This window comes from Proteus hauseri (assembly GCF_004116975.1).
GTDB lineage: Bacteria > Pseudomonadota > Gammaproteobacteria > Enterobacterales > Enterobacteriaceae > Proteus > Proteus hauseri.
The window spans coordinates 1766845-1793431 of record NZ_CP026364.1; the positions used below are offsets into that span (position 1 = coordinate 1766845).

General features: G+C 39.0%; 22 protein-coding genes and 4 tRNA genes. 17 read left to right on the forward strand and 9 right to left on the reverse strand.

From position 1 onward, the window contains the following. The first annotated feature begins 177 nt into the window (after positions 1–177). The 5 genes from PH4a_RS08080 to PH4a_RS08100 all read left to right on the forward strand — a co-directional run bounded on the left by PH4a_RS08080 (position 178) and on the right by PH4a_RS08100 (position 1975). A tRNA-Arg gene (locus PH4a_RS08080) sits at positions 178–254 on the forward strand. Positions 255–320: 66 nt separating this feature from the next. Next, positions 321–396 (forward strand) — tRNA-His (locus PH4a_RS08085). Between the two features lie 22 nt (positions 397–418). Next, a tRNA-Leu gene (locus PH4a_RS08090) sits at positions 419–505 on the forward strand. 27 nt (positions 506–532) lie between these two features. Next, positions 533–609, forward strand: a tRNA-Pro gene (locus PH4a_RS08095). Between the two features lie 1054 nt (positions 610–1663). Beyond that, entirely contained in the window at positions 1664–1975 is a 312-nt protein-coding gene (locus tag PH4a_RS08100) for a hypothetical protein (RefSeq protein WP_129039059.1), read from the forward strand. Between the two features lie 75 nt (positions 1976–2050). Here the strand turns inward: PH4a_RS08100 and hemY are convergent, their stop codons facing one another. From hemY to hemC, 4 genes are read right to left on the reverse strand one after another with little or no spacing between them, the layout of a single operon-like run. Next, entirely contained in the window at positions 2051–3271 is a 1221-nt protein-coding gene (gene hemY, locus PH4a_RS08105) for a protoheme IX biogenesis protein HemY (RefSeq protein WP_129039061.1), read from the reverse strand. A gap of 4 nt (positions 3272–3275) precedes the next feature. Beyond that, the gene (gene hemX, locus PH4a_RS08110) at positions 3276–4526 is read right to left on the reverse strand and encodes a uroporphyrinogen-III C-methyltransferase (protein WP_129039063.1); all 1251 of its coding nucleotides are present in this window, start codon (positions 4524–4526) and stop codon (positions 3276–3278) included. Between the two features lie 20 nt (positions 4527–4546). Then, positions 4547–5284, reverse strand: coding sequence for a uroporphyrinogen-III synthase (hemD, locus tag PH4a_RS08115; RefSeq protein ID WP_129039065.1), 738 nt, complete (start codon positions 5282–5284; stop codon positions 4547–4549). Then, positions 5281–6222: a hydroxymethylbilane synthase gene (gene hemC / locus PH4a_RS08120; RefSeq protein ID WP_129039067.1), complete on the reverse strand. Its 942-nt coding sequence runs from the start codon at positions 6220–6222 to the stop codon at positions 5281–5283. The genes hemD and hemC overlap by 4 nt, the downstream gene beginning before the upstream one ends. 1006 nt (positions 6223–7228) lie before the next feature. On the opposite strand from hemC, the gene PH4a_RS08125 reads away from it, so the two are divergent. Continuing rightward, complete coding sequence (locus PH4a_RS08125; protein ID WP_129039069.1) at positions 7229–9829, forward strand: class I adenylate cyclase; 2601 nt, start codon at positions 7229–7231, stop codon at positions 9827–9829. 78 nt (positions 9830–9907) lie between these two features. On the opposite strand, the gene cyaY is transcribed toward PH4a_RS08125, so the two are convergent. Next, positions 9908–10225 (reverse strand): iron donor protein CyaY, encoded by a 318-nt coding sequence (cyaY, locus tag PH4a_RS08130; protein ID WP_129039071.1) that lies wholly within the window; start codon positions 10223–10225, stop codon positions 9908–9910. 79 nt (positions 10226–10304) lie between these two features. Here cyaY and lptM point away from each other — a divergent pair, with 79 nt between their 5' ends. From lptM to PH4a_RS08165, 7 genes are all read left to right on the forward strand, one after another. Continuing rightward, entirely contained in the window at positions 10305–10472 is a 168-nt protein-coding gene (gene lptM / locus PH4a_RS08135; protein ID WP_129039073.1) for an LPS translocon maturation chaperone LptM, read from the forward strand. A 40-nt stretch (positions 10473–10512) separates the two neighbouring features. Next, positions 10513–11337: a diaminopimelate epimerase gene (dapF, locus tag PH4a_RS08140; RefSeq protein WP_129039075.1), complete on the forward strand. Its 825-nt coding sequence runs from the start codon at positions 10513–10515 to the stop codon at positions 11335–11337. Positions 11338–11362: 25 nt separating this feature from the next. Continuing rightward, positions 11363–12073: a DUF484 domain-containing protein gene (locus PH4a_RS08145; RefSeq protein ID WP_129039077.1), complete on the forward strand. Its 711-nt coding sequence runs from the start codon at positions 11363–11365 to the stop codon at positions 12071–12073. Further along, positions 12070–12993 (forward strand): tyrosine recombinase XerC, encoded by a 924-nt coding sequence (gene xerC / locus PH4a_RS08150; RefSeq protein WP_129039079.1) that lies wholly within the window; start codon positions 12070–12072, stop codon positions 12991–12993. The genes PH4a_RS08145 and xerC overlap by 4 nt, the downstream gene beginning before the upstream one ends. After that, on the forward strand, positions 12993–13709 hold the full coding sequence (gene yigB / locus PH4a_RS08155) for a 5-amino-6-(5-phospho-D-ribitylamino)uracil phosphatase YigB (protein ID WP_129039081.1): 717 nt from the start codon (positions 12993–12995) through the stop codon (positions 13707–13709). Before xerC ends, yigB begins: the two co-directional genes overlap by 1 nt. 145 nt (positions 13710–13854) lie before the next feature. After that, entirely contained in the window at positions 13855–16011 is a 2157-nt protein-coding gene (gene uvrD / locus PH4a_RS08160; protein ID WP_064718570.1) for a DNA helicase II, read from the forward strand. 144 nt (positions 16012–16155) lie between these two features. Further along, entirely contained in the window at positions 16156–16569 is a 414-nt protein-coding gene (locus tag PH4a_RS08165; protein ID WP_129039083.1) for a hypothetical protein, read from the forward strand. Positions 16570–16580: 11 nt separating this feature from the next. Here the strand turns inward: PH4a_RS08165 and rarD are convergent, their stop codons facing one another. Both rarD and PH4a_RS08175 read right to left on the reverse strand, forming a co-directional pair. After that, positions 16581–17474 (reverse strand): EamA family transporter RarD, encoded by an 894-nt coding sequence (gene rarD, locus PH4a_RS08170; protein WP_129039085.1) that lies wholly within the window; start codon positions 17472–17474, stop codon positions 16581–16583. A 145-nt stretch (positions 17475–17619) separates the two neighbouring features. Next, the gene (locus PH4a_RS08175) at positions 17620–18087 is read right to left on the reverse strand and encodes a thioesterase family protein (RefSeq protein ID WP_129039087.1); all 468 of its coding nucleotides are present in this window, start codon (positions 18085–18087) and stop codon (positions 17620–17622) included. A gap of 233 nt (positions 18088–18320) precedes the next feature. On the opposite strand from PH4a_RS08175, the gene pldA reads away from it, so the two are divergent. The 4 genes from pldA (at position 18321) to yigL (ending at position 22965) form a co-directional block, all read left to right on the forward strand. Then, positions 18321–19193 (forward strand): phospholipase A, encoded by an 873-nt coding sequence (gene pldA / locus PH4a_RS08180; protein WP_064718574.1) that lies wholly within the window; start codon positions 18321–18323, stop codon positions 19191–19193. A gap of 107 nt (positions 19194–19300) precedes the next feature. Continuing rightward, entirely contained in the window at positions 19301–21130 is a 1830-nt protein-coding gene (recQ, locus tag PH4a_RS08185; protein WP_064718575.1) for an ATP-dependent DNA helicase RecQ, read from the forward strand. A 17-nt stretch (positions 21131–21147) separates the two neighbouring features. Beyond that, the gene (gene pldB, locus PH4a_RS08190) at positions 21148–22152 is read left to right on the forward strand and encodes a lysophospholipase L2 (protein WP_129039089.1); all 1005 of its coding nucleotides are present in this window, start codon (positions 21148–21150) and stop codon (positions 22150–22152) included. 12 nt (positions 22153–22164) lie between these two features. Then, a complete protein-coding gene (gene yigL / locus PH4a_RS08195) occupies positions 22165–22965 on the forward strand; it encodes a sugar/pyridoxal phosphate phosphatase YigL (protein WP_129039091.1) in 801 nt (266 codons plus the stop codon). Between the two features lie 87 nt (positions 22966–23052). On the opposite strand, the gene PH4a_RS08200 is transcribed toward yigL, so the two are convergent. After that, the gene (locus PH4a_RS08200; protein WP_129039093.1) at positions 23053–24072 is read right to left on the reverse strand and encodes a fimbrial protein; all 1020 of its coding nucleotides are present in this window, start codon (positions 24070–24072) and stop codon (positions 23053–23055) included. 9 nt (positions 24073–24081) lie between these two features. Continuing rightward, positions 24082–26583, reverse strand: coding sequence for a fimbria/pilus outer membrane usher protein (locus tag PH4a_RS08205; RefSeq protein ID WP_425273736.1), 2502 nt, complete (start codon positions 26581–26583; stop codon positions 24082–24084). Positions 26584–26587: the final 4 nt, after the last annotated feature.

A 26587-nucleotide genomic window follows, 5' to 3' on the forward strand; every position in this document is an offset into this window, starting at 1 on the left:
TAGTATTTAACAAGTATATTGATTGTTCGAATATTATACTGATGGGGCGTTAGATGCGTAAAAACGCTCCATTTATCGACGAAATGCACAAACTATCGTCAAACAGATTTTTTTTTTCAAAAAGCACTAGACAGACAGTGCGTAAATCCGTACTATCCTCTCCCGCAACGGCGTGAAGCGCCCGTAGCTCAGCTGGATAGAGCGCTGCCCTCCGGAGGCAGAGGTCTCAGGTTCGAATCCTGTCGGGCGCGCCAATAAAAAGCGTGCTAAGAGTTACGGTGAAGAACGTTGTTGTAGAAGTAAATAAGATAGCTGTTATGGTGGCTATAGCTCAGTTGGTAGAGCCCTGGATTGTGATTCCAGTTGTCGTGGGTTCGAGTCCCATTAGCCACCCCATCTTATCTTAGTTTTTGTTTATGCGAGGGTGGCGGAATTGGTAGACGCGCTAGCTTCAGGTGTTAGTGTCCTAACGGACGTGGGGGTTCAAGTCCCCCCCTTCGCACCATAAACAAGATAAGAACAGTGATTCAAACGGCGAGTAGCGCAGCCTGGTAGCGCAACTGGTTTGGGACCAGTGGGTCGGAGGTTCGAATCCTCTCTCGCCGACCATATTAAGAAAAAGCCCCGATTTTATCGGGGCTTTTTCGCATCTGTCGTTTACGTTTTGCTATTGTGCGATTTATCCTGCATATCCATATCCATATCCATATCCATATCCATATCCATCAATTATTTATGCTCACATTAGCGACAAAATCTATGGGTTATATATTAGGTTTGTTGAACCCTCTTTCATGCGAATAAAGCGACTATTTTCATTTTTTATCCTCTCACTCTTTATTGCTATTTATTGATGAGAAAGATACCTTTCCGCGTCTTATTACTGTTATCACTTAAGCGTTATTGATAATTTACTTTACCGCCATATATCGCACTTCAAATAAAGATGAATACTCAATATTAAATTAAAGGTTATAACCATATGAATAATAATAATTTTATTTAATTTGTCGGTAAATGCCAACAGTAGGTTGTTTTTTTGTCTCCAATAGGAGACATTTAACCTTGTGATTTTAAAGTGTTAAATATTCAAGTGCCATTTATTGTCGTGAAAAAGAGACGAATAGGTAGCCTTATTTTTTATTTCCTATTTAGCAATAGAATAATGAAACCATGAATAGTACTTCTTTTGTTATTAAAAATGAGTAAAGGCAAATAGGGTAACCAAAATTCAGTAGGTTAGCTTTTATAAGTTGAGACATCTATTTTGTGTATCAGACAAAGAAAACTTGGCACACTAAATGCATTAATTAGTTCGTAGATGCTCATTCCACTCCTTATGACAGCATTGGCTTCATAAACCTAGGAATGATGCAGAGCCGATTATTCGGTGCCTACGTCCACGTTATCGATGAACATCATTCATCATCAACAGGACGAAACGTTGAGTGAGGCACCATCCGTCTGTAGACCTGATTGTATATTTATGCACCTGTATTTTGTATACAGGTGTTTTTTTTGCTTCTTTTTTGTGATAGGTGTTTTTTTGGATCTGTGTATCGCAATATTCCTGTCCATTTCAAATACTAAGTTACCTTTTTTGTATTCATAGAATTATCAGGCTATTATCCTTCGGCGATATATTGCTGAAGAGAGCATAACAATGAACGATAAACAAAATGCACGCCTCGCAGAAGAACGGTTGTTTCTTATTGAGAAATTTGGCCCTCTGCTATTTTTTTTGATCCCATTGATTATTTTGATCGTTGGTGGAAAAGGGTGGGCTCACAATGTGTTATTTGTTTGTCAGGGAATTGCGATAGTTTATATTGGCGTTTTTTATCAAGCCCGAAAACGCTATCTAGCCTATCAGCAAGAAAATGCTAAAGAGGTTCCGAGTCGTTTTTATCGTATTGCGTGGGGATATATCTTATTGGCGGCTGGTGTTGAAATTGTTTTGCTATTTTTGATTTAGTTACCATAGCTTAGTTGTTATTAAAAATAAAAAACCCCTCACTAGGGAGGGGCATCGAGATTTAGGTGTAAATGACTATTTGCTTTTTTTAGGCTCTTCAAAAATAACAGAGTCTTTTTTCAACGTCATTAATAGCGCATCTTTACGTACTTTCGCAGACTCTTCTGGCTTTTTCTGTTTATCTAATGCATCAGCAAGCCATGCAAAATCGTGCACATCAGGGCGCTGTTTTAATGCATTACGAAAAGCAGCTTCTGCTTCAGCCCATTTGCCTTGTTGCATTGAAATTTGCCCCAACGTACTGTTTAACAAAGGTGTTGGTCCATGTTGCTTTATCAGTGTATTGAGTACTTTTAAAACCGCTGTTGCATCTGTATTTTTCAGGCGCGGAAGCAATAAGATCAGACGTTCATCATAGTGACGTTTAATACCCTCTAAAATGATCGTTTGGGCGGTATCAGGATCATTACATTCAATAAGATGTTCAGCGAGTACAACGCGTAATGCATTATCGTGCTGAATTTTACGTGGTTGTGCTTTCCACCAATTTTTCAGCCCATCGCAACCGCTTTCAGACATTTTCTGACCCATAATACCGATATAAGCATTTTGGCGCAGTTGGTTTAATTCATCATCGCTATGTAATTCAACTTTTTGCATTGAAGGAATAATATCTAACAATGCCTGCCATGCCGCCGTGCGGGTGTAAGCTGTTTCAGCTAAACGCAGTACTTCAGGGTGACGAGGTGCTTGATTTAACAACTCATCGACACCAGTACGAGCAGCGTAATTTTCATTTTGGTCTAATAAAATACGCACTCGGGTAATATCAACAGGCAGCTGGTTGGTATCTGCCAGTTCACTCGCACGTTCAAGATATTGCTGAACGCGGAATTCATCACCTCGCTGTTGCGCTGCCTCTGCGGCAAGAAGGTAGTTCACGACAGGTTGCTCTGCATAATCGGCATTGCGACTCATCAGTTTTTCAACTTGTTTAAAATCACCTTCAGCTAATTTCATTAGCGCGAGACTGGTTTGTTTACGTGCACGGTTGCGTCGACGAAAAGAAAACCAGCTATAAGCTTTTGATCCCGTTCCAATAAAACGGCGATAGCCCCAACCAATGAGTAACAAAGCCAGTTGAAGTAAAATAAACATGATAACGACACTGGTAACACTGGTTTCGATATCCCAATCGTCGGTTTGTATAAGAACATAACCCTGATGACCCGCTAGCACTGGGCCAAAAATAACGCCAGCAATCAGTACCACAAAAAGGAGCAATACTTTTAACATGCGATTATTCTCCCTGTGGTGTTACAGTTTCAGTTGTTGCACTGTCAGTAACCGTGTTCGTTGTAGCATCTGCAACTGGGTTTTCAGCTTCAGTAACTTGAGTACCTTGAGCTTCAACAGCCTCAGGTTGTGTATATTCACTTTGGGTGAGTAAATTACGAATTTGCTTTTCAACCCGTTTTTCTAACAGTGTGGGGCTTTTTAGTTCGGCAGGCATTGCTAGGGTAATAGGTTGTTTCTCAAGGGCAGATACCGTATCTAAAAATGCCGTTGTATTCGGATCAGTCGTATCAAAATAAGAACGAACCCAGGTGGACACCGCTTCAAGTGATTGTTGATAAATCTCAGTTTGATGACGCGGAACAGCTTGAGACGCAATTAATAGACGCGAGCGAATATTTTCACGTAAATAAATATCTTGGTTTGGTGCTAATAAAGGAACGGCAGCTGTATCACGGCGACGAATGGTAATAAAGTCATCCATAAAGCTTTTCCAGCTCTTACTGAGGTTTTCTTTCCAGTCAGAAAGTGAACCTGAAATGGCTTCATCATTTTTATCCATTGGCGCACCATTACGTTCAAAACCAGATAAACGTAAGTTATCAACCTGATTAGCTAATTGATTAAGCTGTAAAATAATACCGTCGTTATCAATTTTAGCTAATGCAGAAAGATTGCCGATATCTTCATTAATAGCACGACGAATTTCTAATAAACTTGGATCATTCATTTCAGCTAAGCTACTGTCAGCGCCTTTTAATAAGCTTACTGCAGTAACAACATCTTGGTCATTCCAAAGCTTACGGCCTGCCATTTTTACCATGAAATCAGCTTGAGCAAGTAGCCAGCTTTTTACGTCAGCACTTGAAATGGCGGCAAATCGAGCTTGAAGATCTTGAAGTTGGCGCTCTGTAATTTGGCGTTCATTTTGTAGCTTATCAATAGTCAGTTTTTGTGAATTAAACATACTATCGATATTATCAAAACGCTGTTGATAAGAGTCTTGTAATTGCTGTAGTTGCGCTAGATCTGTTTTAAGCGATTGGTTTTCATCACTTAAACGTAATGCTTGTTGGTTGGTGTAAGAGTAAAGTCCACCACCAATTGCTAAGATAACGATAATCGCAACAGCACTAGCAATTAGACCTGAACGTTTATTATTAACAGGTTTAACTTCCTGATAGCGGACATCTTCATCAGCTTTCGATGCGCCTTTTTGCAAGTCATTTTCATTGATATTTTTCTGTTCCGTCATATCGGTGTCTCATTTAGGTTCTATATTAATGCACGAAATAAAGCATCATTGTTGGCACTATCAGCAACGGTGATATTTTTCCACCCTAGTGTTTCTGCTATTGTTGCTAATCGTTTACTTACAACAATCAAACGGCAGTGTAACAACCATGCTTTTTTAGGTTCAGTGACCAGATCAAAAAGTTGTTGCAACATTTCGCCGCTCGTCACTACCAGTGTTTTAATCTGTGCGTTTTGCCACTGAGCGCTAAATGCCTCTGGCGAGTAATCAATAAATAGACGTTGATAGCACTCACACTTATCAACTATCGCACCGCGTTGGCGTAGTGTGGTGGCTAGTAAATCTCGGCCACCATTCCCCCTAAGCAGTAAAACTCGTTTCTTTGCTACCTGATTGAGTTCAGGGAGTGTGAGTAAGTCTTCACTCGTTTCTCCATACTCAGGGTAACTGATAGTAAGACCACTTAAACTTTGAAATTCTTTTGCAGTACTCGGACCTATTCCATAATAGAATAGCGTATCTGGCCATGATTGTTGTAATTGATTTAACTGCCAGTTTGCGTACGACACCGCATTTTTAGAAAGAAGAAAAAGGCAATCACCCGGCCGAAGCTCATCTAGCTTATTTTTTAATAAAGGTAGCTCTCGACCAGCGGCTATCTTTATTAAAGGAGCTAGAAAGGCTCGCTTCCCTGCATTATTTAAGCGTTGTACTAGTGCTTCTCCTGCAGGATTTGGACGCGTGATAAGAATACTCATTTAGGTGCATTGCCTTGGTAGACCGCAGTTAAAATTTCTCGAGCGCCTTTATCTAATAATTCTTCAGCAAGGGAAATTCCTGCTTTTTCAGCTTCTTCTGGTGCGATTAAACGCTCGCCTCGTAAAATAGTTTCACCATCAGGTGAACCAACAAGCGCACGTAGCCAGATTTTATCATCTTGCCAAATGGCATAACTACCAATAGGTACCTGACAACCGCCTTCGAGTCGAGTGTTCATGGCGCGTTCTGCTCTTACACAGATATCGGTACGAGTATGGTTTAGCGCATCTAATAATTCACGAGTTCCATGATCATTTAATCGACATTCAATACCCACAGCACCTTGTCCTACGGCCGGTAAAGATTGTTCTGCAGACAATGGTGAGCGGATACGCTGCGCAAGGTTAAGACGTTTGAGTCCCGCTACAGCAAGAATAATCGCATCATAGTCGCCATTATCTAATTTACTTAATCGTGTACCTACGTTACCACGTAAGTCTCGGATAATAAGGTCTGGGCGCTGTGCTTTTAATTGGCATTGGCGGCGCAGACTTGAGGTTCCAACGATGCTGCCTTCTGGCAGTGCATCTAGAGAACCATAATGGTTAGAAACAAAGGCATCGCGTGGATCTTCTCGTTTACAAATAGTAACTAGCCCTAAGCCTTCAGGGAAATCGATAGGCACATCTTTCATAGAGTGAACGGCGATATCAGCACGAGATTCTAGTAAAGCTAATTCTAATTCTTTAACGAATAGCCCTTTACCTCCAACCTTTGCCAATGGGGTATCTAAAATGATGTCACCTTTTGTGACCATCGGTACCAGTTCGACCGCTAAGCTTGGGTAAGCAAGCTGTAGTTGTTCTTTTACATACAGAGCCTGCCACATAGCGAGGGGGCTTTGGCGGGTTGCAATACGGATGGTACTTTTTGACATAATAGTATTATCTTCCGAGCAATTAGCGATATTTTTGTTTATAAATAAGGCTTTGTTTTAACATTTTAGCGCGCGTTTTTCCAGTTAAGGGATCTGAGATGAGCGTTTTGATACAAAAAATGAGGTCTTTTATTGCGAGAAATAAAAAGAAAGTTGAGAGAGAAAAAAACGAATAATAAGAAAAAAATAAAAAAAGTACTTATCATTTTTCTTATTTCATATTTTGCTATTTTTATACCTATATAAAGAATGTGGTTATTTACAAAAATTAAACATTTAGTTATAACAATTAACGTTATTTTTAAATGCAAAGAATAAATGAGATGAATATCACTGAACGTATTGATAAAGCAATAATAATTTTATTATATGATTTTCTTTTTTGTTTTCTGATTAAATATAAAGGCATTATAAAATTTAACAAAAAAGTATTTTAATTAATAATTAAAAATATTATAAAAAATAAAATATATATTTATTTATTTTTAAAATAATTAATAAATTAAATTTATTTTTTCTCTAATTATATCTTTAATATTCATTAAAAATAATCTTATATTATTAGGTATAAAAATAAAAAATAGCATTTATAAAATATTATTTATTATTATCAATAAGTTGTGTTTATTTTCGTTTATTTTCACTTTTTTATATTTTATCAGAATTTTTTTAGCTTTTCATCATGGGGAAACAGTGCTTTTTTACAGGGTTAACGGCGGATTGATGTTAAATTCTATGGTTTATTTTTATAAATTAAATGCTCTATCGTTTTGATTATAAAGATGTTATTGCTATGGCTTTAAACGATTTAGCTGCTAAATATATTTTTTAGATCTTGGTGCTATATTTTTAGTTCCTCTTTACGCTTTGCTTGCAAGGTGTTAAATTGATCACGTTTCCGAGATTTTGTTAGTAAAGTTTTATCTATTAATAAATGAATAATTCAAGCTCGGTAACTTATAAACTCAGATTCTACTATCTTCTTAGTATTGTTCAGGCGAAACTCTTGTATCTTTATATTGAAACACTGAAGCAACGGCTGGATGCGATTAATCAACTCAGACTGGAACGAGCTTTTGCATCGATGGGTGATGTTTTTAAACAGGTCTATGGTTTGATCCCTGTTTTACTGCATTATCACCATCCTGAGTTACCTGGTTATATTCAGGGAAATGTACCTCATGGGACATGTTTCTTTGAACCTGATGATGTGCAACGTCAATGGACAACCAAACTGGTTAGCGCATTATGTGATGAGCCAATGGATGGATACGCCAGCGGAGAACTGCCAATTACTGGCATCTATTCGATGGGGAGTACTTCTTCTATTGGGCAAAGTCACAGCTCCGATATTGATATTTGGGTCTGTCATCAATCTTGGCTGGATCAGGATGAGCGTGCGCTTTTGCAGCGTAAATGTCAGCTGATTGAGCAATGGGCAGGTAAGCTGGGGATTGATGTTACGTTTTTTCTTATCGATGAAAATAGATTTCGTCATCATGCAAGTGGTAGTTTGGGTGGAGAAGATTGCGGCTCGACTCAGCATATCCTTTTGCTTGACGAATTTTACCGTACGGCGGTTCGCCTAGCAGGTAAACGCTTGCTGTGGACTATGGTGCCAGTAGAAGAAGAACATCATTATGATGAATATGTTATCTCTCTTTATTCTCAAGGTGTTTTAACACCGAATGAGTGGTTAGATTTAGGGGGATTAGGTGAGCTTTCTGCTGAAGAATATTTCGGTGCAAGTTTATGGCAGCTTTATAAAAGCGTCGATTCACCGTATAAAGCCGTATTAAAGAGTATTTTATTAGAAGCCTATTCTGCTGATTATCCGAATGGCAAATTGCTAGCATTAGAAATGAAACAACATTTACATCGTGGTGAAATTGTGAACTACGGTTTAGATGCTTATTGCATGATACTTGAGCGAGTCACTCGCTATTTGGTTTCTATAAATGACTTAACTCGTCTTGACCTTATCCGTCGTTGTTTCTACCTCAAAGTCTGTGAAAAATTATCTAACGAAAACACAGAAAGTGAGCTTATCGGCTGGAGGCGACAAGTATTATCTCAATTAGTTACTCAATGGCAGTGGGATAATGAGCGCTTAACCGTATTAGATAACCGAGACAGCTGGAAAATAGAGCGTGTGCGTGATGCACATAACGAGTTATTAGATACGATGATGCAAAGTTATCGCAACCTTATTCGTTTCGCTCGCCGAAATAATTTAAGTGTAAGCGCGAGTCCTCAGGATATTGGTGTATTAACACGTAAACTTTATGCCGCATTTGAAGCATTACCGGGTAAGGTGACTTTAGTTAATCCGCAAATTTCTCCTGATTTATCAGAGCCTCATTTAACCTTTATTTATGTTCCACAAGGTCGCGCTAATCGCAGCGGTTGGTATCTGTATAATCGAGCACCAGATTTTGCCAATATCGTCGGGCATCAACCTTTAGAATATAACCGTTACTTAAATAAGTTGGTGGCATGGTCTTATTTTAATGGCCTGTTGACTAGTCGTTCTCAGGTTTATATTCATCAGGGTGAATCTTCTTGTGATGAAATTAAGCTGCATGAATTAGTTAGAGATATGTCTGGGCACTTTCCATTACGCTTACCAGCACCAACACCTAAAGCGTTGTATAGCCCTTGTGAAATTCGACATTTAGCCATTATTGTTAATTTAGAAACGGATCCTACAGAAAGCTTTTCTGATCAAGTGGTTCACTTTGATTTTAGAAAACTTGATGTATTTAGTTTTGGTGAAAAAGAGCAATGTTTAATTGGTAGCATTGATTTGCTCTATCGTAATTCATGGAATGAAGTAAGAACGCTGCATTTTAGTGGCACTCAATCGATGTTGGAGTCGTTAAAAACGATTTTAGGTAAGATGCATCAAGATGCAGCACCTCCAGCCTCTGTTGAAGTGTTCTGCTATAGCCAACATTTACGTGGTCTAATTCGTACCCGTGTTCAACAGTTAGTATCAGAATGTGTTGAGCTACGTTTATCAACTAACCGTTTAGAGCCAGGTCGTTTTAAAGCGTTGCGTATTGCGGGACAAACATGGGGATTGTTTTTTGAACGCCTTAATGTGTCAGTACAAAAATTAGAGAATGCTATTGAGTTTTATGGCGCTATCTCCTACAACAAATTACATGGATTGCCGGTTAAATTAGACAAAGATGCGCGTTATTTACCTGCGGTTATCGATGGTTTCGCTTGTGAAGGAATTATTCAGTTCTTCTTTGAAACCACTGAAGATAACAATGTCTTTAATATCTATATTTTAGATGAAGCAAATCGAGTAGAAATTTATTCTCATTGTGAGGGAAGTAAAGAAGATTTGGTTAAAGATGTTAGCCGTTTCTATTCATCGTCTCATGATCGATTTACTTACGGCTCAAGTTTTATCAACTTTAATTTGCCTCAATTTTATCAAATCGTGAAAGTAGAGGGATTAACACAGGTGTTGCCTTTTGCGGGTGGATCTTTTGGTCGATTAAGCGAGTTGGGGAAAGGAGATGATTCGCTACAAGATATGATCTCAGTTGAATCTCGTGCCTTTACTGATTATCAGGCCGTTCAACACTCTTAATTTTTGTATCGTCATGAAGTGTATAAAAATTAACAGGAGCTAATTAAGGCTCCTGTTTTTGTTGCATGAATACATTAACTAAAATGAAAATGCTTCACCACTTTGTTCAGTTATTGCTGTTGCTAACATGGTTAAGAATTCGCCGCCACTTCTATCACAAATCCATTGGCTATTTTTCCAATCAAAATGATAGCCACCAGAACGTGTTGCTAACCAAACTTGATGAAAGGCTTCTTGGCGATTGATAATAATTTTACTATTATTTTCAAAGGTTAATGTCATAACGCCACCATTGATTTCACAATCAATATCCGCATCACCTTCATAGTTGTCGATAGTTTGTTCTATTGCTGACATCAATTCATCAGCTAATTGGTGAAATTCACTGTCGTTCATCTTCATTTCCTATTTGCTTTTCGAGATCTAACTGCGATTATAGAGGATATTAATCAAATTAATGACAGGCAGATTTCGAATGAAAACGTATTTACGTTGCACTCTTGCTATAATAACACTGATTTCTCTTTCTGGTTGTGGCTTGAAAGGCCCTCTTTATTTCCCTCCTGAAGATACTCAGGCAAAAATGACTCAGTCATCCCAGCCAATCCAGCAAGTTGAGAGCACCTCGACTCAGAGTAATTAGTCAATATTAGGAACGGGACACCGTTTCAGGCAGGGGCAAAATGCAATTTTCAAAAATGCATGGTCTTGGCAACGACTTTATGGTGGTTGATGCCGTGACTCAGAATGTTTATTTTTCACCAGAGCTGATTTGCCGATTAGCTAATCGACATACAGGTGTGGGCTTTGATCAACTCTTAGTCGTTGAAGCGCCTTATGATCCTGAACTTGATTTTCATTATCGCATCTTTAATGCGGATGGAAGTGAAGTGGCACAATGTGGTAATGGTGCGCGTTGTTTTGCTCGCTTTGTTCGATTAAAAGGACTCACAAATAAAAGAGAAATAAAAGTGAGTACACAATCTGGCAGAATGACACTGCACGTTATGGACAATGACGATGTTTGCGTCAATATGGGCGAACCAGAGTTTGATCCACAAAAAGTACCTTTTCGTGCGCAAAAGGCAGAAAAGACCTATATTATCAGAGCGATGGAACGTACCGTATTATGTGGTGTCGTTTCTATGGGAAATCCACATTGTGTTATTCAGGTCGATGATATTCAAACTGCAGAAGTTGAATTATTAGGGCCAGTATTAGAACAACATGAACGTTTCCCTGAGCGTGCTAATATAGGGTTTATGCAAGTTGTGGATAGAAACACCCTTCATCTGCGCGTTTTTGAACGCGGTACAGGTGAAACCAATGCCTGTGGAAGTGGGGCTTGTGCTGCTGTTGCGATAGGTATTTCACAAGGCTTACTCGATAAACAAGTAAAAGTGACGTTACCTGGTGGTTCATTGCTAATTGAGTGGCGAGGTGCTGGCCACCCACTTTATATGACAGGTCCTGCGACACATATTTATGATGGGATCATTCAGCTATAATATTATTTTTTAAGAGGTTATCTGTATGACGGATAAAAATGAGCAGTTTTGTTACCCAGAAAAAAACGAGTTAAATGATCAACAGGTCATTCGTTATCTTAGGGAACACCCTGGTTTTTTTATCCGTAATGCCAGTTATATTGAGCAAATGCAGGTCCCTCACCCAGTAAGAGGCACCGTCTCATTGGTGGAATGGATTATGTCTCGTCAGCGTAATCGTATTCATTATCTTGAAGAAGATATGCGATTACTAATAGAGCAAGCGTCAGAGAATGAATCACTATTTAGTCAATTGTTGAGACTTATTTCTGAGTTATCAAGCAGCACTTCGCTTAATGATATGTTAGAGCGCCTAAATCTTTGGGCTAAAGGTCTAGGACTTTACTCTGTACAGTTGCGCTTATTTACCGATCGCTGGCAATTAAATCCCCCTTTAGATGCACAAGATTTAGCATTATCTCGCCAGTCTTTTGAGCATTTTCGAATTCAGCATATGGGTGAAAAAAATCACTATTTGGGTACTTTAAATGGGCAAGAAATGATGCTGTTAATGCCTAATGTGCGTCGCTCTGGTTCTGTTGCACTCTCTTTATTGGGGCATTATGGTGACTTAGGTCTGATTATTTTTAATAGCCGAGATAATCAACATTTCCAGCAAGGAATGGGGACCGTTATGCTTGATAAACTCGCTCATTTATTACCCGAATTATTAATGCGTTGGGTAGCAAGGCAATGAATCATTTAGTGGCGATACCCGAAACGCTTTCATTACCTTATGAACAATTTTTGCGTTATATCCAAGTTGAACGTCGATTAAGTCCTGTTACTGTTGAAAATTATCAGCGCCAACTTTCTGCATTAGCACAAATGATGGTCGCGATGAATATTATTCAATGGTCATCACTTGAAAGCCAACATGTGCGTATGCTCTTAGCAAAAAGTCACCGCAGTGGATTACAAGCAACCAGTTTGGCTTTACGTTTTTCTGCGCTACGCAGTTTTCTTGATTGGCAAGTTGCTCAAGGAATGTTAGAGGTTAACCCCGCCAAAGGAATTCGTACGCCGAAATCAGGTCGCCACCTTCCTAAAAATATGGATGTTGATGAAGTAAATCAGCTGATGAATATTGACTTGAAAGATCCTCTCTCTGTAAGAGACAGAACCATGCTAGAAGTGATGTATGGTGCAGGATTACGTTTATCAGAATTAACCGGATTAAATATTACCGATATCGATCTTAAAGAAGGTGAAGTTCGTGTATTAGGTAAGGGAAGTAAAGAACGAAAAGTGCCGTTGGGGCGAATGGCAATTGAGTGGCTACAACATTGGTATCCCATGCGAGAATTGTATGCACCAGAAGATAAAGCGGTGTTTATTTCTACCAAAAGTGGTAAGCGGTTATCAGTGCGTAGTGTGCAAAAACGGTTTGAACTTTGGGGTGTTCGTCAAGGCTTAAGCAGCCATGTTAACCCACATAAATTACGTCATTCTTTTGCGACTCATTTACTGGAGTCCAGTGGTGATTTACGGGCAGTGCAAGAATTATTAGGTCACGCTAATTTATCGACTACACAAGTTTATACGCACTTAGATTTTCAACATTTATCTAAAGTGTACGATGCTGCTCATCCTAGAGCTAAGAGAGAAAAATCATAATGCACTTTTATCGAACACTGATGCCCATTGCAGCAATGACTTTCGATCTTGATGATACGTTGTATGACAACGTCCCTGTGATGGACAAAACTGAACAAGAAACACTGGTATTTATTCGTCAATATGATCAGCGTTTTAATCATTTTACAGAACAAGATGTAAATGCCTATAAAACGCCTCTGATAGAAAAAGATCCTGATATTTTTCATGACATCACTCAATGGCGTTGGCTTGCAGCAAGAAATATGTTGTTAGATTACAACTACAGTGAAGCAAAAGCACAGCAAGGTGCAGACGAAATAATGGCGCATTTTGCTTATTGGCGTAGCCGCATTACGGTGCCGAATAATACTCATCAAGTACTCAGTGAGTTAGCGCAAAAAATGCCGCTAGTAGCGATAACAAACGGTAATGCAAATCCTCTAAGTTGTGGTTTAGGACAATATTTTTCTTATATTTTGAAAGCTGGGCCTGATGGCCGCTCTAAGCCTTACCCTGATATGTTTGATAAAGCGGCATCTTTGCTGAATTTACCTCATCAGAAAATTTTGCATGTCGGCGATCATCTTGTTACTGATGTTGAAGGTGCTGTTCGTAGTGGATTACAAGCTTGTTGGATTAATCTTGATAACCGTAGTTTATTTCAAGATGGTGAAACAAGAGTGATGCCACATGTTGAAATCACAGATTTAAGCAAGCTGACAGAATTAATCTAAGATAAACGCTAAGTTAAAATAACCTAATAAGACCTTTAAGATAGGCTTTACTTTGCACAGGGCGTAAAATCCTGTTAGTTTGTTACAGATTAATTGTTTCTGTATATATCCACAGTATTTTCTCTTCACTCAATGATTGGTAATTATGGACGTCTCATCTCTGCTAGAAGGCCTTAACGATAAACAGCGTGAAGCTGTTGCGGCACCTCGAACAAATATGTTGGTGCTGGCAGGTGCGGGTAGTGGTAAAACCCGGGTACTGGTACATCGTATTGCTTGGTTATTATCAGTTGAACAGGCGTCTCCATTCTCAATTATGGCGGTGACCTTTACCAATAAAGCGGCAGCAGAAATGCGCCATCGTATTGAAGACTTAATTGGTACAAGCCAAGGCGGTATGTGGATAGGTACTTTTCATAGTCTTGCCCACCGATTATTACGTGCTCATTACCTTGATGCAGGATTACCTCAAGATTTTCAAATTATTGATAGCGATGACCAATATCGTTTAATTCGACGCATTGTGAAATCAATGAATCTTGACGATAAACAGTGGCCAGCGCGGCAAGGAACGTGGTACATCAATGGTAAAAAAGATGAAGGATTACGCCCTCAACATATTCAAACTTATGGTAATCCTGTTGAAGCGACATGGTTAAAAGTTTATCAGGCATATCAAGAAGCTTGTGACCGTGCCGGATTAGTCGATTTTGCCGAGCTTTTATTACGAGCTCATGAGCTTTGGTTAAACAAACCACAAATTCTAGAACACTATCAAAACCGATTTACAAATGTATTAGTTGATGAGTTTCAGGATACCAACCGCATTCAATATGCATGGATAAGAATGCTAGCGGGTCAAACCGGCAAAGTAATGATTGTCGGAGATGATGATCAATCCATTTATGGTTGGCGCGGCGCACAAGTTGAAAACATCCAAAACTTCTTAAATGAATTTCCTGGTGCTGAAACTATACGTTTAGAGCAAAACTATCGTTCGACCAGCAATATTCTGAAAGCGGCTAATGCGTTAATTTCGAATAACAGTGACAGGCTAGGTAAAAATCTGTGGACTGATGGTGTTGAAGGCGAGCCTATTTCGCTTTATTGTGCATTTAACGATTTAGATGAAGCCCGTTATGTCGTCGGGCGAATTAAGCGTTGGCAAGAAGAGGGCGGTGCACTTTCTGATTGCGCTATCCTTTATCGCAGTAATGCTCAGTCTCGTATAATGGAAGAAGCCTTATTACAAGCTGCTATGCCTTATCGTATTTATGGTGGTCAGCGCTTCTTTGAACGTCAAGAAATTAAAGATGCGCTTTCTTATATGCGATTAACTGCCAACCGTCATGACGATGCTTCTTTTGAACGTGTTGTGAATACCCCAACGCGAGGTATTGGCGATAGAACATTAGATATTGTTCGCCAAGTAGCGAGAGATAACCAAATCACGTTGTGGGAAAGTTCATTACAGGTTATTGAACACAAAATGCTAGCAGGTAGAGCAACCGCAGCAATACAGCGCTTTTTAGAGTTGATCGAAACCTTAGCGTCTGAAACCTCAGAAATGCCTCTTCATGTTCAAACCGACCGTATTATTCGTGATTCGGGTTTAAAAGCGATGTATGAGCAAGAAAAAGGTGAAAAAGCCCAAGCACGTATTGAAAACCTTGAAGAGCTCGTTACTGCAACACGCCAATTTAGCTATCAAGATGAAGACGAAGATTTAATGCCGCTACAAGCCTTCCTTTCACATGCAGCACTTGAATCAGGGGAAAGCCAAGCAGATGCTTATCAAGATGCAGTTCAATTGATGACATTGCACTCAGCAAAAGGGTTAGAATTTTCACAAGTCTTTATTGTGGGTGTTGAAGAAGGAATGTTCCCTAGTCAAATGTCACTGGATGAAGGGGGGCGTTTAGAAGAAGAACGCCGCCTTGCTTACGTTGGTTTAACTAGAGCGATGAAAAAGCTAACGCTAACTTATGCTGAAAATCGGCGTTTGTATGGTAAAGAAGTCAGTCATCGACCCTCTCGTTTTATTGGTGAGTTACCTAAAGAGTGTGTTGAAGAGGTGCGCTTAAGAGCGACGGTTTCACGCCCTGTTAATCACCAACGATTGGGTACACCTATTATCAGTAACGATTCAGGTTATTCTTTAGGTCAGCGTGTAAAACACCCTAAATTTGGTGCAGGTACAATTATTAATATTGAAGGAAGTGGTGAACATTGCCGCTTACAAATTGCATTTCAAGGTGAAGGGATTAAATGGCTGGTGGCTGCGTTTGCTCGGTTAGAATAAGCCGTTTTCACTTTATATGATAAGCATAATTATCAAAAATAAGCCTCTATTAGTATAAACGACTAATAAGGGCTTTTTTTTACGGTTCGCTATAAGAAGGTATCGAATAATCGCGAAATAAAATTTTATTTCGGATATTAATTTATGAAAATAGCTCCTATATCGTGTTATTACATTTCCAGTTTAGATACGGTTACTTCGTTAAATAAAATAAATAAATATCAACATGCTACTTTTGATTTAGCAGAGGAGCCAATACCGGTAGAGACTTTATCGCCACCTGTTATTGAACAGGATTTTTATCGACCTTCTGAGCTAAACAATGACGAAGACTCCTATATAAAACTATTACAGCGCCAACGTAATTTTATACCCCACGTAAATTTATTTTATGTCGCTTGGCAACGTAGCATCCGTATTTTTAATTCACCGGTATTTGTAATGAAAAGAGCTTATCGGTATGTAGAAAATATTGCGCGTAGCTCATTATTAAAATCTGATAAAAGAAAACGACCCTCTTCCGCCTTTGTCGCAATAACTAATTTGGCGGAAGAGTAAAGGCGAGGTAATTAAGAACGTCTTAGTCGGCGCTGTGTGTATAACGCATCTAATGTGAACAGAATAAGTGCAACCCAAATAAAACCAAAAGTGACTAAACGCTCGGCATCAATGTGTTCGCCATAAACCATAGTGGCAAGAATAAACATCAACGTTGGGCCAATATATTGGAAAAACCCCAATGTAGATAAGCGCAAGTGTTGTGCTGCTTCTGTAAATAACAGTAGTGGGATAGTGGTGATAATACCCGCTGCAATCAGCAATGTATTTAATGACCAGCTATTTTCCATCATATTGCTGGTTGAGGAATGGGTGAAAAATAGTATGTAGATTAACGCAATAGGGAATAACCAAAGCGTTTCAATGGTCATACCTGTTTGTGCATCAACACCTAATTTTTTACGTAATAACCCATAAAGACCAAATGTCACTGCAAGGCTTAGCCCAATAACGGGAACAGAACCAAATTGCCATAATTGAATTAGGACACCAGTAAAGGCTAATCCAACAGCAATCCATTGCATACGGCGAAAGCGTTCACCTAAAAAGAGCATCCCAAAGAGTACGTTAACCAGTGGATTAATAAAATAACCGAGGCTGGCTTCTAACATAAATCCGTGGTTCACTGCCCAAATATAAATTAGCCAGTTACTGGCGATAATCACCGCCGTTAAGGCTAAAAGGAGTATTTTCTTTGGTTGACGGATAAGTTGACGTAAATAAGGCCAATGACGGCTTACTGTCATTAGAATCAACATAAAAAAGAAAGACCATAAGATACGGTGCGTTAGGATCTCTTCGGCGGGCACTTCTTGAATGCTTTTAAAATAGACAGGGGCAATACCCCAGATAAAATAGGCGCCTAAGGCACATAAGACGCCTTTCATCGTGTTTTTCTGGCTCATGCTATCTCTGGAATTGATGGAAAGGAAAATTGTGACGGGGTTATCATACCCAATGACTTCTCTAATGTGTCATCAGGTATGCATTTTTACAAGTAATTAATAACATTCTAAACATCTCAGCGCACGATCAGTTTTAGCCAACAATTTAGCCAACAATATAAGTTGCTGTACCACTTGCGATATGAATTTGTTTTTCGTTATGTAATTCAACACGAGCAACGGACACTTTGTTACCACTGCGCAAAATATGGCTACTGGCAGTAAAAACTTCTCCACGGCCAGGGCGTAAATAATCGACGCGTAAATCAATAGTACCCATTTTCGCGAGTTTTTGTTGGAGGTGCTCTTGGGATATCGGTGCTAAACGAGTTAAGGCATTGCCTACACAAACAAGCCCTGCACTGACATCTAAAACCGCGGCGATCATTCCGCCATGTAATATACGTTGAGCAATATTACCAACAAGTTTTTCCTGATAGCGAAATTGAATTTCAGCGTAATCTTGTTCAAAACGAAGAAGCTCTAAACCAATAAGCTGATTAAATGGCATCTGATACACAAAAACATGACCGATTAAAGCTTGTGCTTCTTCTAGCGTTAACTGCTTTTCCATTTTTAATCCTCTAATATCACATTATTAAAGTTAATATAATGTTAATAATACATGACGAAATCGTAATTTTCTATTCGTGCTATAAATATAATGATGAGAAAATATACGAGATTTAATGGAAATTACGTGTAAAATATGGAGCCTTAAGTGTAATAAGTCGTATTAAAAAGAATTAATTAGCTATTTGGCGCTAACTCTTTTTCTTATTCATCAATAATACAGGATAATTAACTATGCGTTACATCCGTTCTTTGCTAGCGGTGATTTTATTCTATCCAGCATGGGGTACAGCGTCAGAAACATTGACTTCTTCTCCGGCACCGCTTGTTCAGGGCAGTATTATTTCTGGTTTATTGCAAGAATATGACTCACCTTTTGTACTTTATCCTTATGAATCAAACTATATTATTTATACGAAAACCTCTGATATGAATAAAGAGGCTATCGCTAGTTATGATTGGGGTGATAAAGCTAAAAAAGATGAAGTGAAATTTCAGTTAAGCCTTGCGTTCCCTCTTTGGCGTGGCATTGCTGGCGAAAACTCAGTATTAGCTGCTTCTTATACCCAACGTTCTTGGTGGCAATTAAGTAACAAGAAAGAATCTGCACCTTTTCGTGAAACTAACTATGAACCGCAACTCTTTTTAGGTTGGGTCACGGATTACCGTTTTGCGGGTTGGACATTACGCGAAATCGAAACGGGTTTTAACCACGAATCAAATGGTCGTTCTGACCCAACTTCTCGCAGCTGGAACCGTGTTTATGCCCGTTTTATGGCGCAAAAAGGCAACTTTCAGCTCGATTTAAAACCTTGGTATCGCTTTAGTGAAAGTGCTCATAATGATGATAATCCAGAAATTAACCGTTATATGGGTTATTACCGTTTAAAAGCGGGTTACCAATTAGGGGATAGTGTTATAACAGCAACAGGGCGATATAACTGGAATAGTGGTTACGGTGCCGCCGAATTAGGCTGGAGTTATCCAATAACTAAACATGTGCGTTTCTACACTCAATTATTTAGTGGCTATGGCGAATCAATGATTGATTATGATTTCCGCCAGACGCGTTTTGGTGTTGGCGTGATGCTTAATGATATGCTGTAATTTTCCTCGTTCTGGGGTAGCATAGTTATACAAATGATGATGGCACCCAGCAGGTGCCTTTTCTTTCGCTCTTCATCATAGTTTTAATCCGTTTTTCAGAGGAACGAGTGTCCACAGCAGAAGTTCTTAACTCAATGCCATCAGCTCAGGTTATTTTGCGTGATACCTTTGGTTATCAACAATTTCGCCCAGGTCAGCAAGAGATTATTCATACCATTACAACAGGCCGTGACTGTTTAGTGGTTATGCCAACGGGAGGTGGAAAATCTCTTTGTTATCAAATTCCAGCACTTTTGCTCGATGGACTCACTGTCGTTGTTTCTCCTTTAATTTCACTGATGAAAGATCAGGTAGACCAGCTTTGTCTTCATGGTATTGAAGCAGCCTATCTTAATTCGACCCAAACACGTGAAGAACAATTTAATGTACAAAAGCGTTGTCAACAAGGTGAAATAAAACTGCTCTATATTGCCCCTGAACGTTTAATGATGGAGAGCTTTCTTCATAACTTAGTTCAGTGGCAGCCTGCATTATTAGCAGTGGATGAAGCTCACTGTATTTCACAGTGGGGGCATGATTTCCGGCCTGAATATCGAGGTATTGGACTATTACGTCAGTATCTCCCTGATGTTCCTATCATTGCATTAACTGCAACGGCTGATAACACAACACGTTACGATATAATTAATCAGCTAGTATTACGTGATCCTTTAATTCATGTCAGCAGTTTCGATAGGCCAAATATCCGCTACACTTTAGTAGAAAAGTACAAACCTTTAGATCAACTTTGGCTGTTTATTCGCGGCCAAAAAGGTAAATCAGGTATTATTTACTGCAATAGCCGTAGTAAGGTTGAAGAAACCGCAGAACGGCTAGGTAAACGTGGCTTAAGTGTTGCGGCATATCATGCAGGGATGGAAATCGTTGAACGAGCTAAAGTGCAAGATGCTTTTCAACGCGATGATTTACAAATTGTGGTGGCAACAGTCGCTTTTGGTATGGGAATTAATAAACCCAATGTACGCTTTGTTGTACATTTTGATATCCCTCGTAATATTGAATCTTATTACCAAGAAACAGGGCGAGCAGGACGAGATGGATTACCTGCTGAAGCCGTATTATTTTATGATCCGGCAGATATGGCGTGGTTACGTCGTTGCTTAGATGAAAAGCCAGAAAGCGACCAAAAAGCAATAGAAACTCATAAATTAAATGCCATGGGCGCTTTTGCTGAAGCGCAAACTTGCCGACGTTTAGTGTTATTGAACTATTTTGGTGAGCATCGCCAAGATGCATGTGGAAACTGTGATATTTGTCTTGATCCACCCAAACAATATGATGGCTTAGTTGATGCACAAAAAGCGTTATCTTGTATCTATCGAACAGGACAACATTTTGGCATTGGGTATATTGTTGAGGTATTACGTGGTGCTAATAATCAACGTATTAGAGATACAGCTCATGACACATTACCCGTTTATGGTATTGGCAAAGAGCAAAGCCACGAGCATTGGGTAAGTGTTATTCGCCAATTAATCCATTTAGGTATGGTGACTCAAAATATTATTCATCGCTCGGCGTTACAGTTAACTGAGACGGCAAGACCTATTTTACGAGGCGAAATTGCGTTGCAGTTAGCGGTACCAAGATTACTTAGCCCAACAAAAAGCCGTAATCAACAAACAAAACATAGCCATAGACAGTATGATAGAAAACTATTTGCGAAATTGCGCAAATTACGTAAATCTATTGCTGATGAAGAGAATATCCCGCCATTTGTTGTGTTTAATGACGTCACGTTGATTGAAATGGCACAACAGTGCCCAGTTTATCCCAATGAACTGTTATTAATTAATGGTGTAGGGCAACGAAAGCTTGAACGTTTTGGTCCCGCTTTTATGACGCTGATCCGCGATCATATCGAGGGCTTTGAATAACGAAGTAAGGAGAGCCAATGACAACCACTCTTTTAAAATACATGTGGTTATCTCGTGAAAAGCAATTTGCCGCTTTTACGAATGGCACCTTATTAGATTTTTGGAATCAGCGGCAAGAAGGGGAATTTATTGGTGTCGATGGCATTATGATCCGCTATGTGTACTGGCGTTCACCTTCGCACAATAAAGCCTTAGTTATTGCTTCGGGTCGTAGCGAAAGTTATGTAAAGTATCCAGAAGTTGCCTTTGATTTTTTCCATATGGGGTATGATATTTTTCTCCTTGATCATCGAGGACAAGGACTTTCGGGTCGTATGCTTGATGATCCACAAAAAGGACACGTAGAAAAATTTAGTGATTATATTGATGATTTTTCAACTTTTATTGATAGCGTAGTATTACCCTATCAGTATCAATATCACTTTGCTTTAGCGCACTCAATGGGAGGCGCAATATTAGCAGGATATCTTCTACGACAACCCCATATCTTTAAAGCAGCAGCACTCTGCGCTCCGATGTTTGGTATTAATTTACCTATACCTCGATGGGTTGCTAATTTTTTAGTTAGCCGAGCAGAGCAAAATTTATCAGATAGAAATAACTATGCGGCATCAACAGGTAAGTGGTTTCCATTGCCATTTATTCTTAATGTGCTAACCCACAGTCATGAACGATACCGTCGTTATTTACGTTATTACGCTGATTTTCCTGAATTGCGATTAGGTGGACCCACCTATCATTGGATGGGGGAAAGCTTACAAGCAGGAAATTGGTTGATAGAACATGCGGGAGAGATTGATACCCCTTTATTGGTGTTAGAGGCTGAACAAGATAAAGTGGTGGATAATCGGGAGTTAAGGGCTTTCTGTGAACAATATAGTCAGTCCAGAACAAGAGAAAAAAAGCAAAAACTGCCCTTGGTGATTGAAGGGGCACATCACGAAATCTTGTTCGAAATAGATAAGCTACGCTCACAAGCATTAAGTAAAATTTGTGAGTTTTATGATAAGCATTTATTTTAATCAGGAACGTGTATGTATTCGATAGTCGCTTCAGATCTTGATGGCACGCTGCTATCACCCGATCATTTATTAACTCCCTATACTCAAGAAACTTTGCATTTACTTATTAATAAAGGCATTCACTTTGTTTTTGCAACAGGGCGTCATCATATTGATGTTGCGCAAATCCGTGATGGATTAGGCATTAACGCTTATATGATAACGTCCAATGGGGCAAGAGTTCACAATACTCATGGTGACCTGATTTTTAGTCAAGATCTTGAGCCTGAGATAGCTTACGATCTTTCATTAATGGTATTTGAACATCCTGAAGTTGAAACCAACATCTACTGTGGTGATTACTGGTATATCAACAAAGAAACACCTGAATTTTGTGAGTTTTTTCAAGAGTCTGAGTTTAATTATAAATTATTTGGTAAAACAGGATTTCCGACAACAGATGTTTGTAAGGTCTTCTTTACTTCAGAAAATCATGAATTGCTATTAAAACTAGAAAGTGAAATTAACCAACGTTGGGGCAATAAGGTTAATGTGAGTTTTTCACTACGTAGTTGCTTAGAAGTAATGGCTGGTGGAGTATCAAAAGGTGAAGCTCTTGAAAAAGTAGCAGAGCTGATGCAACACACAATTCATGATGCTATCGCGTTTGGCGATGGTATGAATGATAAAGAGATGCTGAAAATGGCAGGTAAGGGCTGCATTATGCAAAATGCGCATCAAATGCTAAAAGATCTGTTACCTCATATGGAAGTCATTGGTTCTAATGTCGATGATGCAGTTCCTCATTATTTACGTAAGTTATATCAGGTTTAAGCACACAATTATGTTTTCCCGTTATAACGTTAAAAGGCAGAACTCATGTTCTGCCTTTTTTGATAGTGACCGCTGTACTTAATTAACTTAGTGATATTGCATCGTAAATTGTAATGTACCGTCGGCTTTTCCTGCTGTTGTTGTATCCGAAATCTGAATATAACCGGCCTCTAACGGAATAGAATAATTACCAGCGCCGTTATTTTTTTCACTAATCGTCATTAATTGACCCAGTTTTATCGGCTGATTTTGATACTTAACTTGTATGCCATAGCCTTTCGCCGTGTTGGTGTCGTTGGCATTATTTAAGGTTATTGTTCCTGCGGTTTGGCTACTATCCGCAACGCCATCAAATTTAATTTTAATTGGTGATACTGGGTCACAACTTAAATCAATATTAAAATCATTAATACTATCAGGGCTAACGGAGCCAACACCATTAAAGCTGGACTTCGCGACGGATCCCATCGGCACATTAATATTATTATTCACGACATCACAACCACTTGAAATAATAGTTAATGGCGCGAGATTAATTTTAGGTTCAACCTTTCCATAAGTATCACTTGTGATAAAGCCGTTATTATACAAAATCAACATTGCGACCCATGTAGTCGGTATTGTCTGTGATTTAACATCGTTGCGTAGTTTGTACAGAGTCATTTTTAATGATACTGCATAATTACTGCTGCTTGAGGCTGTCGAACAAATAAGACGGTTACTATAGTTACCATCAACATTCTGCAGACCATCAACATAAGCGGCTCCACTGCAACCACCACTGATTGACCCATATAATGTATAACCGACACCGCTAGAACCAAGCTCTTTAACATAAGCCCCACCGACTTTGGGGCTAGAGGCTGATAAACTGCCTGGTAAATATATCCCAGGTCTAACAGTGCCGGTGGTATTCCACCATGTCCATGCATTCATCGAGCCTAAGTCTATCGTCGCAAGTTCAGTTAATATTGGTGCGGTTCTGGATACATAAATAGGTGTCGAGTAAGTCACTGTTTTTGTTTTCATATCAGCTCGATATTCTGCCAAGCCGGTTGATGTATACAAAAGAGCAGACAGACAACCTAGCGTTATATACTTATTCATATTTATCACCTATCTGCAATCCAGTTGTAAAAATTGAATTTTTTCTAATGAAAGATCCGCTTTTAATGTGGCTTGGCACTGCTCAGTTTGGCTATTACCCCATTTAGCACGTAATAGGCTCTGTTCAGGTACGCCATTAAGGAAAACTTCACCCTCATTGGCGATGATCCCACTAGAAATTACGCGGTCATCTTGGTAAATCTCGACTTGAGTACCAAATGGCAATACTGCGCCGTTATAATGCAAACTGACGAGCACTCTGGCACCTTTTCTTGCTTTGAAATCGGCTAAAACAATGGCACCTTTGGTTGGTATAACTGTTGTTGATGTTAATTCAACATCGTTATTACCTGTTAAAGATGCCGGATCTACAGTTACTTTATTGCGCTCGTAGCGTGAAACATTTGGGATCACGGCATAACCTTGAGAGTTGGTATATAAACTCTGCGTACTGCTGACTTTTAAATGATCAACATCTTCGGCTTTAATTAAAATGGCAGAATCATAAATAGTACGAGAAGGTGTAACACCACCTTGGTGGACTAATAATGCTCCTGTTGCGCTCCAATTAACTGATTGATAGCGTTTGTCATAGCTATAACCTGCGCTTAATTCACCACCAGAAGCGGTATAGTTGCTGTTGACTGAACCACTATATTCTTGGCGGGTGTGATTATAGTTTTGTGAGATATCATATTGAAGATTGTTATCTTCTAATTGGGTTCCACTTAAGCTAACTGAGCTAATGGAATCACCTTGCTTACTGGTATTATAGCGATAGCTTAACCAATTGTTATTATTAGTAATATCAAAAGGAAGGCTGAAGTTTATCGATAGAATTTGATCTGTTAATTCATTATCTTGGCGTTTATTGTACGCATAAGAAACGCTATAGCTGAGAGAACGATAATTTGAGTTAAAACTTAATGTCGCATTGCGATCAACTCTGTCTCTATCCCAATAATATTGTTGATAACCATTTAACGAAAGATAACCGATGTCACCTAATGATTGAGAAATAGAAACCTGAAATTGTTTTTTCTTATGGTTTAGATGTGAAAGCTGTTCGTTAGTCGATGAAAAATCATAGTAATCTTTGGTTGAATAACGATAAGATGCTAATGAAAAGCCGGTTTTTGTCTCTGGCAGATATTTTGAATATTGTATGCGATAAGATTGCCCTTGAGCATCAGTATCATCAAGTAACGTAGTGCGAGCATAAGTGATATCTGTTGATACCGCGCCTATATAACCTAAATTTATACCAGTACCTAATACATAAGCTTGGTAATCGCTTGATAATAGCGTACCACCATAAATAGAGAGATTATAAGGCAGGCCATAAATAGCCGTGGTTTGTAAAAAAGTAGGCTTTCTTGCTGCATTATCAGCGTTATATTTACCAATATCGAAACTGTATTTTAAGCTACCCGCTCGTTGCATCATGGGAACTGCAGAAAAAGGCTGAGAAAAAGTTCTGGTTGTGCCATCTGCTTCTTCTATTGTGACCTGTAAATCACCGCTATAAGAGGTGGGATAAAGGTCTGATATAGCAAATTCTCCTGGAGGAACAGATGTTTGATAAATCACGCTGTTATTTTGGCGAACGGTTACAACGGCATTGCTTTGTGCAATACCTCTGACTACTGGGGCAAAACCGCGCTGGCTTTGGGGCAGCATACTTTCATCAGAGGCTAATTTAATACCACGATAAGGTGTACTTTCAAGAATGCCGTCATCAGATGCGGTTTCCCCAATAGTTAAACGGCTTTTTAAGCTACGAATATCACGTTCAACGTAGGTTTGTAGGTTATTCCATTCCGACGCATTATCGCTATTTTTATTGTAAGTACTATGGTTACGTAACCGCCATGCACCGACATTGACGCCACTACGAAGCCCCAAGAAGATACTATTGCTATCTTTTTGCTCTTGATACCAATATTTATTTTGGCGATAAGTGTAGTTAACAAAGGCGGCGTTAATACCATCGTTCCACTCTGTAGGGGAAATATAACCCTGTCCATAATTGTATAAAGCAATTTGAGGAATAGAAAACGATAAACGCGCTCGTGAGAAATCATATTTATGCGTGGCATTAGGAATAACACTCGCAATATCGGTAATTGTTGCAGCGCTATTGAGTTGGTTTAGTGTTGGCGTTGTCGTTTCTTTAACGCCCCAATTAAGTAAATCTTGCTTCGTGATTTCAGGAACTAAAGCCTTTTTATCATCATCAAAGATAAAACTAATTTGGCGGTTATCGATTAATTTTTCATTTAAATAAATATCAACAGAGTAGACACCTGGAAGTTGACCACCGGCATAAGAGAAATAGTCAAGATTATTAATATCCGCAACCTGATTTTCGACACCTAAATTGAGTGCTTCTGGGTTAAAGGTTTGTGCTGCTGTTGTATAAGGAAATAATACTGCACTAATAGCCATAGCAATCATGCAGTAGCGGTAATGTTCAGTCGCAGGAATAGACTGTTTTTTTGATAAAGTCATTATT